The following is a 16,935-nucleotide window of genomic DNA, read 5'->3' as shown; positions in this document are numbered from 1 at the left end:
GTCAGCCAGGCGCCAGCGCTTGCACGCTAGACTGCGCGGCATTCTGTCAGTGAGTGGGAGTCGTCATGAAATCGTTGTTGCTTGCCGCGGCCGTGTCTGCGCTCAGCCTGCCGGCCTTGGCCGAGAGTTTCGCCTTCGGCGAACCGGCGCCCGCCGCCGAAGCCACGCGCACGGTCGAGGTACTGCTCAAGGACATCGCCTTCGAACCCTCCAGCCTGCAGGTGAAGGCGGGGGAGACGGTGCGTTTCGTGCTGATCAATGAAGGCCAGTTGCCCCATGAGTTCAACCTGGGCACCAAGGCCATGCACGTCGATCACCAGAAGGAAATGCTCGCCATGCAGGGCAAGATCTTCAATGCCACCGCCGAGGCCGGCGGCCATGGCGGGCATGGTGGGCATGGTGGTGATGAAGTGCATGCCCACGGCGAAGGCAACACCGTGCTGGTGCAGCCGGGCCAGCGCGGCGAACTGACCTGGACCTTCCGCGGCGCCGAGGCGATCGAGTTCGCTTGCAACGTGCCGGGGCACTATCAGGCCGGGATGGTCGGCCCGCTGAACATCGAGTGACCTGCAGGCGGCGGGCGAAACCGGTAGACTGGACGGCATTTTGATTTAGCAGGACAGACGCCATGCATCCCGCCGCCGAACATTCCCCGCTGGGCAAGTCCAGCGAATACGTCGCCACCTACACGCCCTCGCTGCTGTTCGCCATCCCGCGTCAGGCGAAATGGGCAGAGCTGGGCGTTGCCGCCGGCAATCTGCCGTGGCAAGGGGTGGATTTTTGGAACTGCTTCGAGCTGTCCTGGCTGCTGCCTTCGGGCAAGCCAGTGGTGGCCATGGGTGAGTTCGCCATCCCGGCCGACTCGCCGAACATCATCGAGTCGAAGTCGTTCAAGCTCTACCTCAACTCGCTGAACCAAACCCCCTTCGCCTCGATCGCCGAGCTGCGCGAGTGCCTGGTGCGCGATCTGTCTGCGGTTGCCGGCAAGCCGGTCGGGGTGCGTGTGCGGACCTTGGCCGAAGTCGAGGCCGAAGGCCTGGCGGCGTTGCCTGGGCAGTGCATCGATGCACTCGATGTGACCATCAGCAGCTACGACCAGCCGCAGCCTGAGCTGCTGCGCTGCAACCCTGAACGGGTGGTCGAAGAAACCGTGCACAGCCACTTGCTCAAATCCAACTGTCCCGTCACCGGTCAGCCGGACTGGGGCAGTGTGGTGGTCGACTATCACGGCGCGGCGCTGGATCACGCCAGCCTCCTGGCCTACCTGGTGAGCTTCCGCCAGCACGCCGATTTCCATGAGCAGTGCGTCGAGCGCATCTACCTCGACCTGCTGACGCTGCTCAAGCCTGAGCGCCTGACGGTGTACGCGCGCTATGTGCGCCGCGGCGGGCTGGATATCAACCCCTACCGCAGCAGCGCGCTGATCAGCCCGCGCAACCTGCGCCTGGCCCGTCAGTAACTCCGCCGGTGGGGCGCGATTGCGCCCCAGGGCGGCGTCTCAGATACCCATGCTGTGCAGCGAGTTGGCGATGCTGCGCAGGGTAGCGGTGAGGTCGGGGTGGTCGGCCTCGAAGCGCTCCACTGCCAGGTTCACGCCGTCGGCCATGTTGTTGTCCGGGGTGGCTTCTTCGAGTTTCAGCTGGGCTTCGATCTGCCGGGCTTCCTCGTGCAGCGTGGCGACTTCTTCGTCGGTCAGCGGCACGTTGCGATCCAGTTGCTCGCGCAGGCTGTTCAGACGGTCTTGCAGTTCGCGGGCGGGCATAGGGGGTTCTCCATCAATGACTTAACAAGGCATGGACCTTCGCAGCCGGCGAAAGGTTTCTAGCCTGCTGCAAGGGTAATCCACTGGCGAGGGCTTTGCCTGATCGGCATCAACCTGCGATCAGGGCTTTTCGCCCTTGGCCATGCGCTGGCGGATGTCTTGCAGGCAACCGTGCAGCGCCTCCAGATGGTCGATCACCGAGTGCACGCCGAGGCTGAACAGGGCCAGGGTCGCCTGGCCGCGGGCCTGGGCCTGCTCGGCGCCGCTCATGCCCTGCCAGCGTCGCGCGCTGCTGGCGCAGCACGGGCTGCAGGCGGCAAGGCCGACCGTCCACAACCCCGCGTTGAGTGCGGCTTGAAGCAACGCCGGATCGCCACTGACCAGCACGCTGCCGGTCAGGTGCGTACTGCCCAGGCTGATCAGGGCTTGCCAGCAGGCGTCTGGCGCGGGGTACGGGCGGCCTTGGGCGACGTGTCCGGGCAGCCATGCCGGCAGGCTATCGAGCAACGCCTGGCGCTCAGCCGTTTCACCGCGATCATCCAGCCACAGGCAGGGCACCGCCTGCTGGCGCAATTGGCGCAGGCAACCCAGGGCGCCAGGGGCCGGCGCGGCTGAATCTGGGCTCGCCAGCACCAGGCAGCCGCGCAGGCCGAACAGCACGGCGTTGATGGGGGAGGGGGCGGGCGTGGCGATTGGCATGGCAGCGTCCGGAAAAGAACCCCCACGCTATGGGCGGCAGGTTACCGTTGCATGACAGCGGTAATGTTTGCTGACAATATTTCCCAGTCGACCGCCGAGGCTGTTCTTAAACCACGGAGTCCTTATACTGGCCGCTTGTCAGGCAACCGCCCGCGACCTGTGGTCGTGAACCCTTATGGAGAAGCATCTATGCGTAGGACCGGAGTGATCGATCGCGTCACCCAGGCCTGTATCTGCGCCAGCCTGGCGCTGGCCCCGCTGGTCGCCGTGCAGGCTGCCACCGAGGAAGACCCCTGGGAGGCCGTCAACCGGCCGATCTTCAGGTTCAACGACGTGCTCGACACCTATGCGCTCAAGCCTCTGGCCAAGGGCTATCAGGCGGTCACGCCGCAGTTCGTCGAAGATGGCGTGCACAACTTCTTCAGCAACCTGGGCGATGTCACCAACCTCGCCAACAACGTGTTGCAGCTCAAGTACCACGCCGCTGGCGTCGACACTGCGCGGCTGATCGTCAACACCACCTTCGGCCTGGGCGGCTTCATCGACGTCGGCACGCGCATGGGCTTGCAGCGCAGCGACGAAGACTTCGGCCAGACCCTGGGCTACTGGGGCGTGCCGAGCGGTCCGTACGTAGTCATTCCGCTGCTCGGCCCGAGCACCGTGCGTGATGGCCTTGCCCGCTACCCGGACACCTACACAAAGCCGTATCGCTACATCGACCACGTGCCGACGCGCAATTCGATCTTCGCGCTTGATGTTGTCGACACCCGCGCGCAGTTGCTCTCGGCAGAAAAGCTGATCAGCGGCGACAAGTACATCTTCATCCGCAACGCCTACCTGCAGAACCGCGAATTCCGGGTCAAGGATGGCGAGGTCGAAGACGACTTCTGATCGCAGCCCGGCTGGGCCTCAGTGCATCGCCAGGATGCGCAGGCCCAGCTTCTGTTCGCCGTCCGGCTGGTCGGCGATCCACACCACTTCGGTACTGGCGCGCAGCCCTTCGAGCGCCGCGTGTTCCGACTCGATGCACACCTGCAGACGATCACCGACCTGAAACTGCTGCGGCGCCTGAACCTGCATGCCGCTGCTGGACAGATCGATGCACACGGCGGCAATCACCTCGCCAGCGTGCAGCAGGGTGGCGGCAGCGTCGACGCGCATGCGAATGAAATCGCGCTTCTCGCTGTAGCTGGTGGGGGTATCTGACATGGGGTCAACCTTCCATCTGGTAGGGCTTGGGGACTTTCTTATAACTCCCGGCAATTTGGCGTGTAAAGTGCGTGAACGTCGCGCCCGCGCCATGCTTGAAACACCTGGCGGATGGGAGTACCGTCTGCGCCTTACAGGGCACCTCTACCCGGTGTTGGGCAATGCATCTTCGCATCCGTTGCCCCCAGCGGTGAGTGTCAGAGAGAATTCCAGTAGCCGCCTGTCAGCCCTAGCCCAGCCGCTACGCCAACCTATTTCTGGCGCCGTTCGCCCACATGCAGAAAACCAGTGCAACGCTGCTGATCATCGACGACGACGACGTAGTGCGCGCGAGCCTCGCAGCCTATCTCGAAGACAGCGGCTTCCGCGTGCTTCAGGCCAGTAACGGCCAGCAGGGCTTGACGCTCTTCGAACAGCAGCCCCCCGACCTGGTCATCTGTGACCTGCGCATGCCGCACATGGGCGGGCTCGAGCTGATTGGCCTGCTCACCGAGCGCGTCCCGCAATTGCCGGTGATCGTGGTCTCCGGCGCAGGGGTGATGACCGACGCCGTCGAGGCGCTGCGCCTGGGCGCGGCCGACTACCTGATCAAACCCCTGGAAGACCTCGCCGTGCTGGAGCACTCGGTGCACCGTGCGCTCGAGCGCGCGCGCCTGCAGCACGAGAACCAGCGCTACCGCGAAGACCTGGAAACCGCCAACCGCGAATTGCAGGCCAGCCTGCACCTGTTGCAGGAAGACCAGACCGCCGGGCGCCAGGTGCAGATGAACATGCTCCCGGAAAACCCCTGGCGTGCGGCGGGAATCGCCTTCGAGCATCAGATCATCCCCTCGCTGTACCTGTCGGGGGATTTCGTCGACTACTTCCGCGTCGACGAACACCGCATCGCGTTCTACCTGGCCGATGTCTCGGGCCATGGTGCGTCGTCGGCGTTCGTCACCGTGCTGCTGAAGTTCATGACCACCCGCCTGCTGTTCGAATTCAAGCGCAACAGCCGCCTGCGCGACTTCAAGCCGTCCGATGTGCTCGGGCACATCAACCGCGGCCTGATCAACTGCAAGCTGGGCAAGCACGTGACCATGGTCGGTGGGGTCATCGATGAAGACACCGGGCTTCTGACCTACGCGGTGGGCGGGCACCTGCCATTGCCGGTGCTGTACACCCCCGGTCAGGCCCGTTACCTGGAGGGCCGCGGCCTGCCGGTCGGCCTGTTCGATGAGGCCAGTTACCAGGATCACGTGGTCGAACTGCCGCCGCAGTTCAGCCTGACCTTGCTGTCGGACGGGATTCTCGACCTGTTGCCCGGCGCCACGCTGAAAGACAAGGAAGCCGGCCTGCCTGAGTTGATCAAGGCCGCAGGGGGCAGCCTGGATGGTCTGCGCCAACGATTCGGATTGTCTACGCTTGGGGAGATGCCGGATGATATCGCCCTATTGGTGTTGAGCAGGAACCTTCAATGAGTACTGGAAGAATCCAGTTTGCCGAGCAGAACGGCACCTTCGTTCTGAAGTTCGTCGGTGAAGTGCGTTTAACCCTGTGTACAGCCCTGGATGCCACGATCGAGAAGATCTTCAGCGCGTTGAATTTCTCCAACATCGTCATCGACCTGACCGAAACCGAGAGCATGGACAGCACCACCCTGGGCCTGTTGGCCAAGCTGTCGATTCTTTCGCGTCAGCGAGTGGGGCTGCTGCCCACCGTGGTCACCACCAACCCGGACATCTCAAGGCTGTTGCAGTCGATGGGCTTCGACCAGGTGTTCAACATCGTCGACTACCCGTTGCCCTGCCCGGAATGCCTGGATGACCTGCCCGCGCAGGATCAGAGCGAAGAGGTGGTGCGCGCCAAGGTGCTCGAAGCGCACCGCATTCTCATGGGCCTGAACGAGTCCAACCGCGAAGCCTTCCGCGACCTGGTCAGTGCGCTGGAGCGTACCTGAGCCTCAGCCGCGTGCCAGCAGCGACTGCGGCGTGACGCCAAAGGCTTTGCGAAACGCATGGCTGTAGTGGGAAAAGTCGGAAAACCCATAGTCCAGCGCCGCCTGTGACACGCTGCGCACCTGGCCCTGCTCGAGGGCATGGCGGCTGGCGCTGAGGCGCTCCTTCCAGATTTCTGCCGCCGGGGTCTTCTGGTGCCGGGCGAACGCGCGGGTCACGGTGCGGGTCGAAACGTGATGCGCCTGGGCAATCTGCTCCAGCGACAACTGCGCATCGCTCAGGTGGCGCTGGATGTACAGCATCACCCGTCCATACAAATCCTTTTCCTGATGGCCGACCTCGGTGTCCTGCAACTCAAGGCTCAGCACCAGCAGGTCGAGCAGGGTGCTGGCATAGCGCTGCGCCAGGCCCGCGTCCTGCAACAACGCCGGGTTGCTGGCTGCCTGCTGACACATCTCGCGCAGCGGTATGGCCCCCGGACGGCTTTCGTCGAGCACCCGCGCGGTGCATTCGGCGATGCGTGGCAGCCGGGGCGCGATCAACTGCCGTGGAATGCGCAGGAGGTGGTTTTCAGTACCACCCAGGCTGAAACGAAAAGGCTGGGTTGCGTCATAAAGAAACAGATTGCCTGCACCAAGACGGGTCTTCTGTGCACCCTGTTCCAGCTCGCCGAAGCCGTTGCGGGTGAACCCCAGCCACAAATCTTCGGCGGCGTCGCTGCGCACGTGCTGCTCGCTGCGGACCCAGTGATGCAGGGGCGAGGACAGCGTCGAGATGCTCAACGCGCCAATCTGATTGACCTGCAAGGTGCCTTCGAAATCGCTCTGCGACGAGGGTTTGCTGTCGGCGCTCAGGCAGTGCCGACAGACCACCTCTTTCCAGTAGTCGAAGCGACGGGGCTGGGAGACGGCCAGGGTGGAATACTGGTTCTGCTGAGCCATGGCGATTACCTTGATGCGTCGGCGAGAGGCCGCACAGCGGCGCGACCGACTATCTCCAAAGCAATAACCAGACCATTCCTACAGCGCGTGTTGGGTCTTACCTTTGCACTACGCATTCGCTGCGTTTCGTAACAGCCCCCCCCGATCCATAGCCATCAACGGCCCTGTCCCGACCAGCCAAACGGTTGTCCGCAGTAACCAAGCGCCAGCACCCGCGGCTGCCTAATTTCACCTCAGCGTTCAACGACCTGCGCCGAGCAAGGCCTCGAGAACAGCAGCGCGTGGCCCGGTGCCCGCAGCGATGCCCTGCCATTCGACGGCCGAGCCTGGCCGTCTGACCTGAGAGGAACCGTGATGGAATCTGCAATCGACAAACACCTCAAGTGCCCGCGCACGCTGTCGCGCCGAGTGCCCGACGACTACCAGCCGCCGTTCCCGATGTGGGTCGGGCGCGCCGATGAGCAGCTCAAGCAGGTGGTGATGGCCTACCTGGGCGTGCAGTACCGCGACCCGGGGCAGCGCGAGCAGGCCTTGCAGGCGCTGCGCGACATCGTTGGCCGCTTCGCCCTGGCCGATGGTCCGCAGTCCCACGACCTGACCCAGCATGAAGACAACAGCGGCTACCAAAATCTGATGGTGGTCGGCTACTGGCCCGACCCTGCTGCCTACTGTCGCTGGTGGCGCTCGGCCGAGGTGCAACAGTGGTGGAGCGGGTTGGAGCAGGCCAACGATGGCCTGGGCTATTTCCAGGAGATCAGCGCGCCGCGCGCCGAGCAGTTCGAAACCCTGTACGCCTTCCGCGAGCAACTGCCGGGCGTGGGTGAGGTGATGGGCAGCACCAGCGGCGAGATCGAAGAGCACGGCTACTGGGGCTCGATGCGCGACCGCTTCCCGGTGTCGCAAACCGACTGGATGCACCCCAACGGCACGCTCCAGGTGGTGGCCGGCGACCCGAGCAAGGGCGGGCGGGTGCTGGTGCTTGGGCACGACAACATCGCGCTGATTCGCTCGGGCCAGGACTGGGCCTCGGCCGAGGCCAAGGAGCGCTCGCTGTACCTCGATGAAATCCTCCCGACCTTGCAGGACGGCATGGACTTTCTCCGCGACCAGGGCGCAGCACTGGGCTGCTACAGCAATCGCTTCGTGCGCAACATCGACCTGCAGGGCAACCTGCTCGACATGAGCTACAACATCGGCCACTGGCGCTCGCTGGAAAAGCTCGAGCGCTGGGCCGAATCGCACCCCACCCATCTGCGCATCTTCGTGACCTTTGTCCGTGTCGCCGCGGGCCTGGAAAAACTGCGCCTGTACCACGAAGTGTCGGTGTCGGACGCCAGCAGCCAGGTCTTCGAGTACATCAACTGCCACCCGCAGACCGGCATGTTGCGCGACGCCCAGCAGGCCGCCGCCTAGGCCGGCACCAACCACCCTCAGTCTTTTTGCTTGCCTGGCCCGCGCCGCGTTGGCGCAGGGCAGGGCATGACCTTGCCGATGGGAAGTGAACCATGAAAATAATTCGAATTGTTCCGCTGCTCGCCGCCTTGCCGTGGGCACACAGCCAGGCCATCGAAGTCGCACCCGGCGACTACGAGCCGCTTCCGGCCGGCGCCGATGCCGCGGCGCTGTACTACCAGCACGCTGAGCGCAAGGCGCTGTATGCCGACGGCGACCGGGTCTCGGACAATGCCCGGCTCAAGAGCGACGTCGGGATCCTGCGTTACATCCACGCCGTGGGCTTGGCCGACAACCTGGTGTGGGAACCGCAGGTGCTGTTGCCGTTCGGCTACCTCAATGCCTCCGGCGATGTCGGCGCGCTGGGCGATACCCACGGTATCGGTGACCCGATTCTTGCCGCGCCGCTGAAGTGGACCTTGCCCACCGCCCATGGCGACATTTTCTCGCTGGCGCCGTACCTGTTCATACCGGTGGGCAGCTATGACAAGGACGACGCCCTGAATCTGGGTGAAAACCGCTGGCGGGCAACCCTTCAGGCCGCCTACATCCACCGCTTCACCCCGCGTCTGGCGCTGGACACGGTGGCCGAAGCGTCGTGGGTGTCGAACAACGACGACTTCGGCCCGGCTGGGGTCAAGCTCGAAGAAGACACCCGCTACGAATACCAGATGGCGCTGCGCTACGCCCTGACGGAAAAGACCAGCATCGCCCTGGGCGGCGGCTATGTCACCGGCGCTGCGACCACGGTCGATGGCGTCGATCAGCACAACCGCCTGTCGACCTCCTACGGGCGCCTGACGGTCAGCCATTTCATCGAGCCGACCCTGCAAGTGCAGGCGCAGCTGGGCCAGGATTTTGAGGTCGAGGAAGGCTTCAAGGAACGTGCGCGGCTCAACCTGCGCATCCTCAAGGTGTTCTGAGCGGGTTGTCCTGCTCAGCCAAGCGGATGTCACGCTGCACCAAGCACCCGCGCCTGGCGCTGCCTAATTTGAACCACAGCGCCCGGCCGCGACCCCGCGGCCGCAAGGCTCAAGACCGGCCCGAACCGCCTGCCTGGCAGGCGCCGTTCCTCGCTACCAGACAGGATCACCATGGCCATTAAACGTCCTACCCCTGCCGAGCTGTCGGCCATCGCCATCGAGCTGAACATTCCCCTGAGCGCCGAGCACGTCGGCGAATACCTGGCGCTGATGCAGGCCAGCTTCGACGCCTACGACCTGGTCGATGAACTGCCCGATTTCACTCCGCCGGTGCGCTACCCGCGCAATGCCGGACATCGCCCGACGGCCGCTGAAAACCCGCTGGGCGCCTGGTACCAACGCGCCGAGGTGCAAGGCGCCAGCGAAGGTCCGCTGGCCGGGCGCAGCGTGGCGCTCAAAGACAACATCGCCCTGGCCGGTGTGGCGATGATGAACGGCGCCGCGCCCTTGGAAGGTTACGTGCCGGCCTTCGATGCCACGGTGGTCACCCGCTTGCTGGACGCTGGCGCCACCATTCTCGGCAAGGCCACCTGCGAGCACTATTGCCTGTCGGGGGGCAGCCACACCTCCGACCCTGCGCCGGTGCACAACCCGCACCGCCACGGCTATGCCGCCGGCGGCTCGTCGTCCGGCAGCGCCGCGTTGGTGGCCGCCGGTGAAGTCGACCTGGCAGTGGGCGGCGATCAGGGCGGCTCGATCCGCATTCCGTCGTCGTTCTGCGGCACCTACGGCATGAAGCCGACCCATGGTCTGGTGCCCTACAGCGGCATCATGGCCATCGAGGCGACGCTTGACCATGCCGGGCCGATCACCCGCAACGTGCGTGACAACGCGCTGATGCTGCAAGTGATGGCCGGTGCCGACGGCCTCGACCCGCGGCAGAGCGCGCCGCAGGTCGATGACTACTGCAGCTACCTCGACCGTGGCGTCGCCGGCTTGCGCATCGGCGTGTTGCAAGAGGGCTTCAGCCTGCCCAACCAGGACCCACGGGTCAGCGACAGCGTCAACCAGGCCATTGCCCGCCTGGAGGCGCTCGGCGCGCACATCGAGCCGGTGTCGGTGCCCGAGCACGGCCTGGCCGGGGCGCTGTGGCACCCGATCGGCTGCGAAGGGCTGACCATGCAGATGATGCATGGCAATGGCGCAGGCTTTAACTGGAAGGGCCTGTATGACGTCGGCCTGCTCGACAAGCAGGCCGGCTGGCGCCAGCACGCCGAGCAGCTTTCGGCCTCGCTCAAGCTGTGCATGCTGGTCGGCCAGTTCGGCCTGAATCACTACCACGGGCGCTACTACGCCAAGGCACAGAACCTCGCCCGTTTCGCCCGCCGCGCCTACGACAACGCCTTGCAGCGCTTCGACCTGCTGGTGCTGCCGACCACACCGATCATCGCCCAGCCGCACCCGCCGGCCGGCTGCTCGATCAGCGAATACGTCGGCCGCGCCCTGGAGATGATCGGCAACACCTCGGCCCAGGACATCACCGGCCACCCGGCCATGTCGATTCCCTGCGGCCTGGTCGATGGCTTGCCGGTGGGCCTGATGCTGGTCGCCGGCCACCACCGCGAAGGCACCCTTTACCAGGCCGCCGCCGCCTTCGAAGCGGCCCATGACTGGCGAACGCTGTAGGCGCTGGGCGAACGCCCTATCGACCCCAAGAACCGTGGCCCGAAGAACAACAACGCCAAGACACGAGGAGACACCTGATGAGCAAAACCGACCCCAGCGCCAACCCCTCGACCCCAGGCGAACGCGCCTGGGCGCTGTTCGAGGTGCTCAAGCGCAAAGAGCTGATCCCCACTGGCTACATCGAGCAACTGACGCAACTGATGGCCCACGACTGGACCCCGGAAAACGGCGCCCGCGTGGTGGCCAAGGCCTGGGTCGACCCGGCGTATCGCGCGCTGCTGCTCGAAGACGCCACCGCCGCCTGTGCGCAGTTCGGCTACACCGGCCCGCAGGGTGAGTACATCGTCGCCCTGGAAGACACCCCCACGCTGAAGAACGTCATCGTCTGCAGCCTGTGTTCGTGCACCAACTGGCCGGTGCTGGGCCTGCCACCGGAGTGGTACAAGGGCTTCGAATTCCGCGCCCGCCTGGTTCGCGAGGGCCGCACGGTACTGCGCGAACTGGGCACCGAGCTGCCGGCCAACGTGCAGGTCAAGGTCTGGGACACCACCGCCGAAAGCCGCTACCTGGTGCTGCCGCTGCGCCCGGCCGGCACCGAGCACCTCAGCGAAGAACAGCTGCGTCAACTGGTCAGCAAAGACGTGCTGATCGGCGTGGCCTTGCCACAGCTGGCCTGAGCCGGCCCACCCTCAACCTGTGCAGGAGTTCTCCAATGGACGGTTTTCATGATCTGGGCGGTTTCCAGGGCTTTGGCAAAGTGCCCCATGCCGTCAACAGCCTCGATTACAAGAAGGTATTCAAACAGGACTGGGAGCATCTGGCCTACAGCCTGATGTTCATCGGCGTCGATCAACTGAAGAAATTCAGCGTCGATGAGGTGCGCCATGCCGTCGAGCGCATCGACGTTCGCCAGCATGTCGGCACCCAGTACTACGAGCGTTACGTCATCGCCACCGCCACCTTGCTGGTGGAAACCGGGGTCATCACCCAGGCCGAACTGGACGAGGCCCTCGGCCAGCCGTTCAAGCTGGCCAACCCGGCCCACGCCAAGGGCCGCCCGGCGCTCACCGGGCGCGCGCCGTTCGAGGTCGGTGACCGCGTGCGCGTGCGTGACGAGTACGTCGCCGGGCATATTCGCCTGCCGGCCTATGTGCGCGGCAAGCAGGGCATCGTGCGCCATCGCACCCGCGTGCAGTGGCCGTTCCCCGATGCCATCGGCCACGGTGACCAGAGCGCGGCCTTGCAGCCGACCTACCACGTCGAGTTTCGCGTCAAGGACCTGTGGGGCGATGCCACTGACGATGGCCTGGTGGTGGTCGACCTGTTCGAGAGCTACCTCGACAAGCTCGACAGCCCTGCGGTGCAGCCATGAACCTGGCGCAGGCCGAGGATGCAGGGCGACTGCCGGTGACCGTGCTGTCGGGGTTTCTCGGCGCCGGCAAAACCAGCGTGCTCAACCATGTGTTGCGCAACCGCGAAGGACTGCGCGTGGCGGTGATCGTCAACGACATGAGCGAAATCAACATCGACGTGCAGCAGGTGCAGCGCGAAGTCAGCCTGCAGCGCGGCCAGGACGAGTTGATCGAGATGAGCAACGGCTGCATCTGCTGCACCCTGCGCGCCGACCTGCTCGAGCAGATCAGCGCCCTGGCCCGGCAGCAGCGGTTCGACTACCTGCTGATCGAGTCCACCGGCATTTCCGAGCCGATGCCGGTGGCCGAAACCTTCGCCTTTCTCGACACCGAGGGCTTTAGCCTCAGTGAACTGGCGCGGCTGGATACCTTGGTGACGGTGGTCGACGCCAGCCAGTTCGTCGAGATGCTCGGCAGCCAACAGCAGGTTGCCCGCGCCAGCGCGGACGGCGAGGGCCAGCGGCCGCTGGCCGACCTGCTGATCGAGCAGGTGGAGTACGCCAACGTGATTCTGGTGAACAAGCTCGACCTGCTCGGCGACGAAGGCTATGCCGCCTTGCGCGCGCTGCTCGCCGGGCTCAACCCCAGCGCACAGATTCTGCCGATGCGGCACGGCCGTGTGCCGCCGGCGCGGATCATGGGCACCGGCCTGTTCGACCTGCCAAGCCTGGCCCAGGCCCCGGGCTGGATGCGCGCCATGGCCGCGGACGAGCAGCCCGCCTCGGAGGCCGACACCTACGGCATCAGCGCCTGGACCTACCGCCAACGGGCACCGTTTCACCCGCAACGGCTGCTCGCCTGGTTGCGCACGCCGTGGCGCAACGGCCGCCTGCTGCGCAGCAAAGGCTACTTCTGGGTCGCCCACCGCCACCGCGAAATCGGCCTGCTGGTGCAGAGCGGCGGGCAGTTCCAGTGGGACTTCGTCGGCCACTGGTGGACCTTCATCGACCAGGCCCAGTGGCCGCAGGACGACTACCGCCTGCAGGGCGTGCTGGGCAAATGGGACGACATCGTCGGCGATTGCCGGCAGGAACTGGTGTTCATCGGCCAAGGCCTGGATACCACGCAATTGCAGGCGCAACTCGATGCCTGCCTGCTCAGCACCGAAGAGATCCTGCAAGGCCCCAGCGACTGGAGCGCACTGCCCGACGCCCAGGCCTTCGACCAGGCGGCCTTAGCGGCGTAGTGAGCATCAGGCGCGGTTGTTGTAGGAAGCGGCCGGGCCGGCACTCCGGTTTAGCCGCGAAGGGCTGCAAAGCAGCCCCAGTCCCCATCGATCCAAGGAGGTAGCGCATGTTCCTGTTCACCCGAACCAGCCGCTGGGTGCTGGCACCGCTGGCCGAGCATCTGGACGATCCGGACCACGCACGCGCGCCGTTGTCATCGCGCCATCCGCTGCTGCGGCGCATTCTTGCCGGGGTCAGCCGCCTGCTCGACGAACGCCGCGCACTCAAGGCTCAGGTACAACTGCTCGAGCAGGCCAATCAGGCGCTGACCGAGCAGGTGCAGGCCAGCGCCAGCCAACTGCACCAGCAGCAGGCGCGCTGGGCGCTGCTGGCCAGCGACCCCGAGCAGCACATCTGGCGACTCGACCTCAGTGCCGGCAACACCCTCGAAGCGCAGACCCCACTGCTTTGGATGGCCGGCGCACTGCCAGGCCTCGATCACCTGCATGCGTTCAGCGAATCCCTGCACCCGGACGACCGCCAGCACGTTCTGCACGGCCTGCGCGCCTGCCTGGCGCACGCGGCGGGCGGCCCACCCTGGCGCACCCGCCTGCGCGTGCGCCTGACGGCCAACGGCGAGTATCGCCAGTGCCAATTGAGCGCCCTCTGCCAACGCGATGCCGAGGGCGCCGCCGTCGCCCTGGGCGGCACGCTGCGCGATATCCATGAGCAATCGACCCACGAGGAACAGCTGAACCTGGCTGCCACCCGCTTCGACATCGCCCGGGAAATGCTCCACGACGGCCTGTGGGACATCGAAGTGGTGGCGGGCGATCCGGCCAACCCTCGCAACACCATCTGGTGGTCGTCGCAGATGCGCCGGCTGCTCGGCTACGACAGCGAAGAAGCCTTCCCCAACACCTTGGAAAGCTGGACCTCGCGGCTGCACCCGGAGGACAGCGCCCGGGCGATTGCCGCCTTCGTCGCCCATGTCGAAGACCGCAGCGGCCGCACGCCCTTCGACGTCGACTATCGCCTGCGCCACCGCGACGGCGCCTACCGCTGGTTCCGCGGCCGCGGCCAGACCCGGCGCAGCGCCGACGGCGCGCCGCTGCGGGTGGTCGGCGCCATCACCGACATCCACGCCAGCCACGAACAGGAGCAGATGCGCCAGGCCCAGGCCCAGCAGCATCAGGTGATGCAGGAAACCTTGGGCAAGCTGACGCAGATCGTCGCCAGCATCCAGGGCATCGCCAGCCAGACCAACCTGCTGGCGCTCAATGCCGCCATCGAGGCCGCCCGCGCCGGCGAGGCCGGGCGCGGCTTCGCGGTGGTGGCCGACGAGGTGCGCAAGCTGGCCACGCGCACCAGCCAGGCCACGCAACAGGCGGCCAACATGATCGAAGGGTAGGCCGCCGATTGGCAAAGCCGTTCACCGCCATTGATGTGTTTTGCCATTGTTCCGGCGGCGGGCGCCGCCGAGTATTCATCCTCACCAGCGCAACAATAACAATAGGTACCGCTATGCGTGATCATCAGTCAGCTGCTGCGTCGTTCGACTATCTGCACACTGCCCAGGCCGACCTGCACGGCAGTCTCGAAGCCCTCAACGCCTGCGTCGAATGCTGCGACCGTCATGTCGGCAGCGACGCCATCGCCCTGTACTGCGAAACCCAGGATGGCCGCGCCTCGCAGTACAGCTTCGAGCACCTGCAAGCGCAGGCCGCGCGCTTCGGCAACTTCCTGCGCAAGCAGGGCGTACAGCCCGGCGACCGCGTGGCCGGGCTGCTGCCGCGCACTGTCGAACTGATGGTGGTGATTCTCGGCACCTGGCGCGTCGGCGCGGTGTATCAGCCACTGTTCACCGCCTTCGGCCCCAAGGCCATCGAGCAGCGCCTGGGTTGTTCCGGTGCGCGCTGGATCGTCACCGACCGGCTCAACCGCAGCAAGCTCGACGAAGTGTCGCCGTGCCCGACCGTGCTGTTGGTCGACGCCGATGCCGAGCACGCCCACGATCTCGACTTTTGGAGCCAGGTGCAGCGCCAGAGCACTGACTGCGAACCGCTGCTGCAGCCGGCCAGCGCGCCGTTCCTGCTGATGTGCACCTCCGGCACCACCGGCCCTGCCAAGCCACTGGAAGTGCCACTGGCGGCGATTCTTGCCTTCAAGGGCTACATGCGCGATGCCATTGGCCTGCGCGCAGACGACCGCTTCTGGAACCTCGCCGATCCCGGCTGGGCCTACGGCCTGTACTACGCCGTCACCGGGCCGCTGGCCTGCGGCCATGCCACGCTGTTCTTCGATGGGCCGTTCTCAGTCGAAAGCACCTGTCGGGTCATCGCCAAATACGCCATCAGCAACCTCGCCGGCTCACCGACCGCCTACCGCCTGCTGATCGCCGCCGAGCAGCAGTTCGCAGACGGCGTGCGCGGCCATCTGCGCGCGGTCAGCAGCGCTGGCGAGCCGCTCAACCCGCAGGTGATCCGCTGGTTCGCCGACAACCTCGACGTGGTCATCCACGACCACTACGGGCAGACCGAGGTTGGCATGGTGCTGTGCAATCACCACGGCTTGCAGCACGGCGTGCGCGAAGGCTCGGCCGGCTATGCCGTGCCGGGCTACCGGGTGGTGGTGCTCGACCCGGCCCAGCGCGAGCTGTCGCCGGGCCAGCCGGGCATCCTCGCCATCGACCGCGAGCGCTCGCCGCTGTGCTGGTTCGGCGGCTACTTGGGCATGAAAACCAAGGCCTTCGTCGGCCGTTATTACCTGAGCGGCGATGTGGTCGAGCTCAACGACGACGGCAGCATCGCCTTCGTTGGCCGCGACGACGACGTCATCACCACCTCGGGTTACCGCGTGGGGCCGTTCGATGTCGAGAGCGCGTTGATCGAACACCCGGCGGTGATCGAAGCCGCCGTGGTCGGCAAGCCCGACCCGCAGCGCACCGAGCTGATCAAGGCCTTCGTCGTGCTCAACGGCCAGCACCCGCCAAGCCCGGAGCTTGCCGAAGCCTTGCGCCTGCATGTGCGCCACCGCCTGGCCGCGCATGCCTACCCGCGTGAGATCGAGTTCGTCGAGCAACTGCCCAAGACCCCCAGCGGTAAGCTGCAGCGCTTCATCCTGCGAAATCAGGAAATCGCCAAGCAACGCGCAGTCGATGCCTGAGCGGGGAGGCCGATGGTGTTGAGTCGAGTGGAGTTTCAGCGCAAGGCGGTCGAGCTGTTTCAGCAGCGCGGCTTCAGTTCGGTGAGCATGCGCGAGCTGGCCGCCCATGTCGGCATCAGCCCCGGCTCGATCTATCACCACATCGAGAACAAGGAAACCTTGCTCTACGAGCTGTTGTTCGAGCTGTACCAGGCGCTCAATGCCCAGCTGCGCACAGTGAAACGCCGCCGCCTGGCCACGGCCAAGGCCCTTGCGCTGGTCATCGACGGCCACCTAGAGCTGTACGAGCGCATGCCCGGGCATTTCCGCCTGGCCAACATGGAGCACGGCCAGCTCAGCCCGCCGCTTGCCGCCGACATCGCGCTGCTGCGCAGCCGCTATCAGCAACAGATGCTCGAACTGTTTCGCAGCGAGGCCGATGGCGGCGACGGCCAACTGGGTGACGCGGCGTTGCTGGCGCTGTTCGCCATGCTCCACGCACTGCCCGGCTGGCTCGATCCGCAGCTCGACGGCGCGCAGCGCCGGCAAGTCGCGCGCAGCATGCTTGGCGGCGCGCTACAAGGGGCGCGCTCGTTGGCATAGG

At 65.7% G+C, this 16,935-nt stretch carries 17 protein-coding genes and 1 pseudogene; 14 read left to right on the top strand and 4 right to left on the bottom strand.

The window, feature by feature from the left end:
- Positions 1-65: 65 nt before the first annotated feature.
- Complete coding sequence (locus H618_RS0106950) at positions 66-566, top strand: cupredoxin domain-containing protein (protein WP_028694383.1); 501 nt, start codon at positions 66-68, stop codon at positions 564-566.
- Between the two features lie 62 nt (positions 567-628).
- The gene (gene queF, locus H618_RS0106945; RefSeq protein WP_028694382.1) at positions 629-1,459 is read left to right on the top strand and encodes an NADPH-dependent 7-cyano-7-deazaguanine reductase QueF; all 831 of its coding nucleotides are present in this window, start codon (positions 629-631) and stop codon (positions 1,457-1,459) included.
- Positions 1,460-1,498: 39 nt separating this feature from the next.
- Here the strand turns inward: queF and H618_RS0106940 are convergent, their stop codons facing one another.
- Together H618_RS0106940 and H618_RS0106935 are read right to left on the bottom strand one after the other, a co-directional pair.
- Positions 1,499-1,762 (bottom strand): DUF4404 family protein, encoded by a 264-nt coding sequence (locus H618_RS0106940; RefSeq protein ID WP_028694381.1) that lies wholly within the window; start codon positions 1,760-1,762, stop codon positions 1,499-1,501.
- A gap of 120 nt (positions 1,763-1,882) precedes the next feature.
- Positions 1,883-2,461, bottom strand: coding sequence for a hypothetical protein (locus tag H618_RS0106935; RefSeq protein ID WP_033727555.1), 579 nt, complete (start codon positions 2,459-2,461; stop codon positions 1,883-1,885).
- Positions 2,462-2,650: 189 nt separating this feature from the next.
- Here H618_RS0106935 and H618_RS0106930 point away from each other — a divergent pair, with 189 nt between their 5' ends.
- On the top strand, positions 2,651-3,352 hold the full coding sequence (locus H618_RS0106930) for an MlaA family lipoprotein (RefSeq protein WP_028694379.1): 702 nt from the start codon (positions 2,651-2,653) through the stop codon (positions 3,350-3,352).
- 18 nt (positions 3,353-3,370) lie between these two features.
- On the opposite strand, the gene H618_RS0106925 is transcribed toward H618_RS0106930, so the two are convergent.
- Positions 3,371-3,670, bottom strand: coding sequence for a PilZ domain-containing protein (locus H618_RS0106925; RefSeq protein ID WP_028694378.1), 300 nt, complete (start codon positions 3,668-3,670; stop codon positions 3,371-3,373).
- 275 nt (positions 3,671-3,945) lie between these two features.
- Between H618_RS0106925 and rssB the strand changes: the two genes are divergently transcribed.
- Both rssB and rssC read left to right on the top strand, forming a co-directional pair.
- Positions 3,946-5,130, top strand: a complete 1,185-nt coding sequence (rssB, locus tag H618_RS0106920) for a two-component system response regulator RssB (RefSeq protein ID WP_028694377.1) — start codon at positions 3,946-3,948, stop codon at positions 5,128-5,130.
- Entirely contained in the window at positions 5,127-5,609 is a 483-nt protein-coding gene (gene rssC / locus H618_RS0106915) for an anti-sigma factor antagonist RssC (RefSeq protein ID WP_028694376.1), read from the top strand. Before rssB ends, rssC begins: the two co-directional genes overlap by 4 nt.
- A gap of 3 nt (positions 5,610-5,612) precedes the next feature.
- Here rssC and H618_RS0106910 read toward each other — a convergent pair whose 3' ends face one another.
- The gene (locus H618_RS0106910; RefSeq protein WP_028694375.1) at positions 5,613-6,548 is read right to left on the bottom strand and encodes an AraC-like ligand-binding domain-containing protein; all 936 of its coding nucleotides are present in this window, start codon (positions 6,546-6,548) and stop codon (positions 5,613-5,615) included.
- A gap of 354 nt (positions 6,549-6,902) precedes the next feature.
- Here H618_RS0106910 and oxdA point away from each other — a divergent pair, with 354 nt between their 5' ends.
- The 9 genes and pseudogenes from oxdA to H618_RS0106865 all read left to right on the top strand — a co-directional run bounded on the left by oxdA (position 6,903) and on the right by H618_RS0106865 (position 16,934).
- Entirely contained in the window at positions 6,903-7,961 is a 1,059-nt protein-coding gene (gene oxdA / locus H618_RS0106905) for an aliphatic aldoxime dehydratase (protein ID WP_028694374.1), read from the top strand.
- Positions 7,962-8,053: 92 nt separating this feature from the next.
- Entirely contained in the window at positions 8,054-8,923 is an 870-nt protein-coding gene (locus H618_RS0106900; RefSeq protein ID WP_028694373.1) for a transporter, read from the top strand.
- A gap of 171 nt (positions 8,924-9,094) precedes the next feature.
- Positions 9,095-10,609 carry an amidase gene (locus H618_RS0106895; RefSeq protein WP_028694372.1) on the top strand — a complete coding sequence of 505 codons (1,515 nt, stop codon included), beginning with the start codon at positions 9,095-9,097 and terminating at the stop codon, positions 10,607-10,609.
- 77 nt (positions 10,610-10,686) lie between these two features.
- Positions 10,687-11,286, top strand: a complete 600-nt coding sequence (gene nthA / locus H618_RS0106890) for a nitrile hydratase subunit alpha (protein ID WP_028694371.1) — start codon at positions 10,687-10,689, stop codon at positions 11,284-11,286.
- Between the two features lie 35 nt (positions 11,287-11,321).
- Positions 11,322-11,981 (top strand): nitrile hydratase subunit beta, encoded by a 660-nt coding sequence (gene nthB, locus H618_RS0106885; protein ID WP_028694370.1) that lies wholly within the window; start codon positions 11,322-11,324, stop codon positions 11,979-11,981.
- A complete protein-coding gene (locus H618_RS0106880) occupies positions 11,978-13,207 on the top strand; it encodes a GTP-binding protein (RefSeq protein ID WP_028694369.1) in 1,230 nt (409 codons plus the stop codon). Before nthB ends, H618_RS0106880 begins: the two co-directional genes overlap by 4 nt.
- Before the next feature lie 107 nt (positions 13,208-13,314).
- Positions 13,315-14,592, top strand: a pseudogene (locus H618_RS23270) (methyl-accepting chemotaxis protein); the annotation flags it as partial.
- 119 nt (positions 14,593-14,711) lie between these two features.
- Positions 14,712-16,352, top strand: a complete 1,641-nt coding sequence (locus H618_RS0106870) for an AMP-binding protein (protein WP_028694367.1) — start codon at positions 14,712-14,714, stop codon at positions 16,350-16,352.
- 12 nt (positions 16,353-16,364) lie between these two features.
- Complete coding sequence (locus H618_RS0106865) at positions 16,365-16,934, top strand: TetR/AcrR family transcriptional regulator (RefSeq protein WP_033727554.1); 570 nt, start codon at positions 16,365-16,367, stop codon at positions 16,932-16,934.
- Position 16,935: the final 1 nt, after the last annotated feature.

The organism is Pseudomonas cremoricolorata DSM 17059 = NBRC 16634 (assembly GCF_000425745.1).
GTDB classification, from domain to species: domain Bacteria; phylum Pseudomonadota; class Gammaproteobacteria; order Pseudomonadales; family Pseudomonadaceae; genus Aquipseudomonas; species Aquipseudomonas cremoricolorata.
Note: the sequence above shows the minus strand (reverse complement) of the source record. Positions and strands in the feature narration are given on the sequence as shown.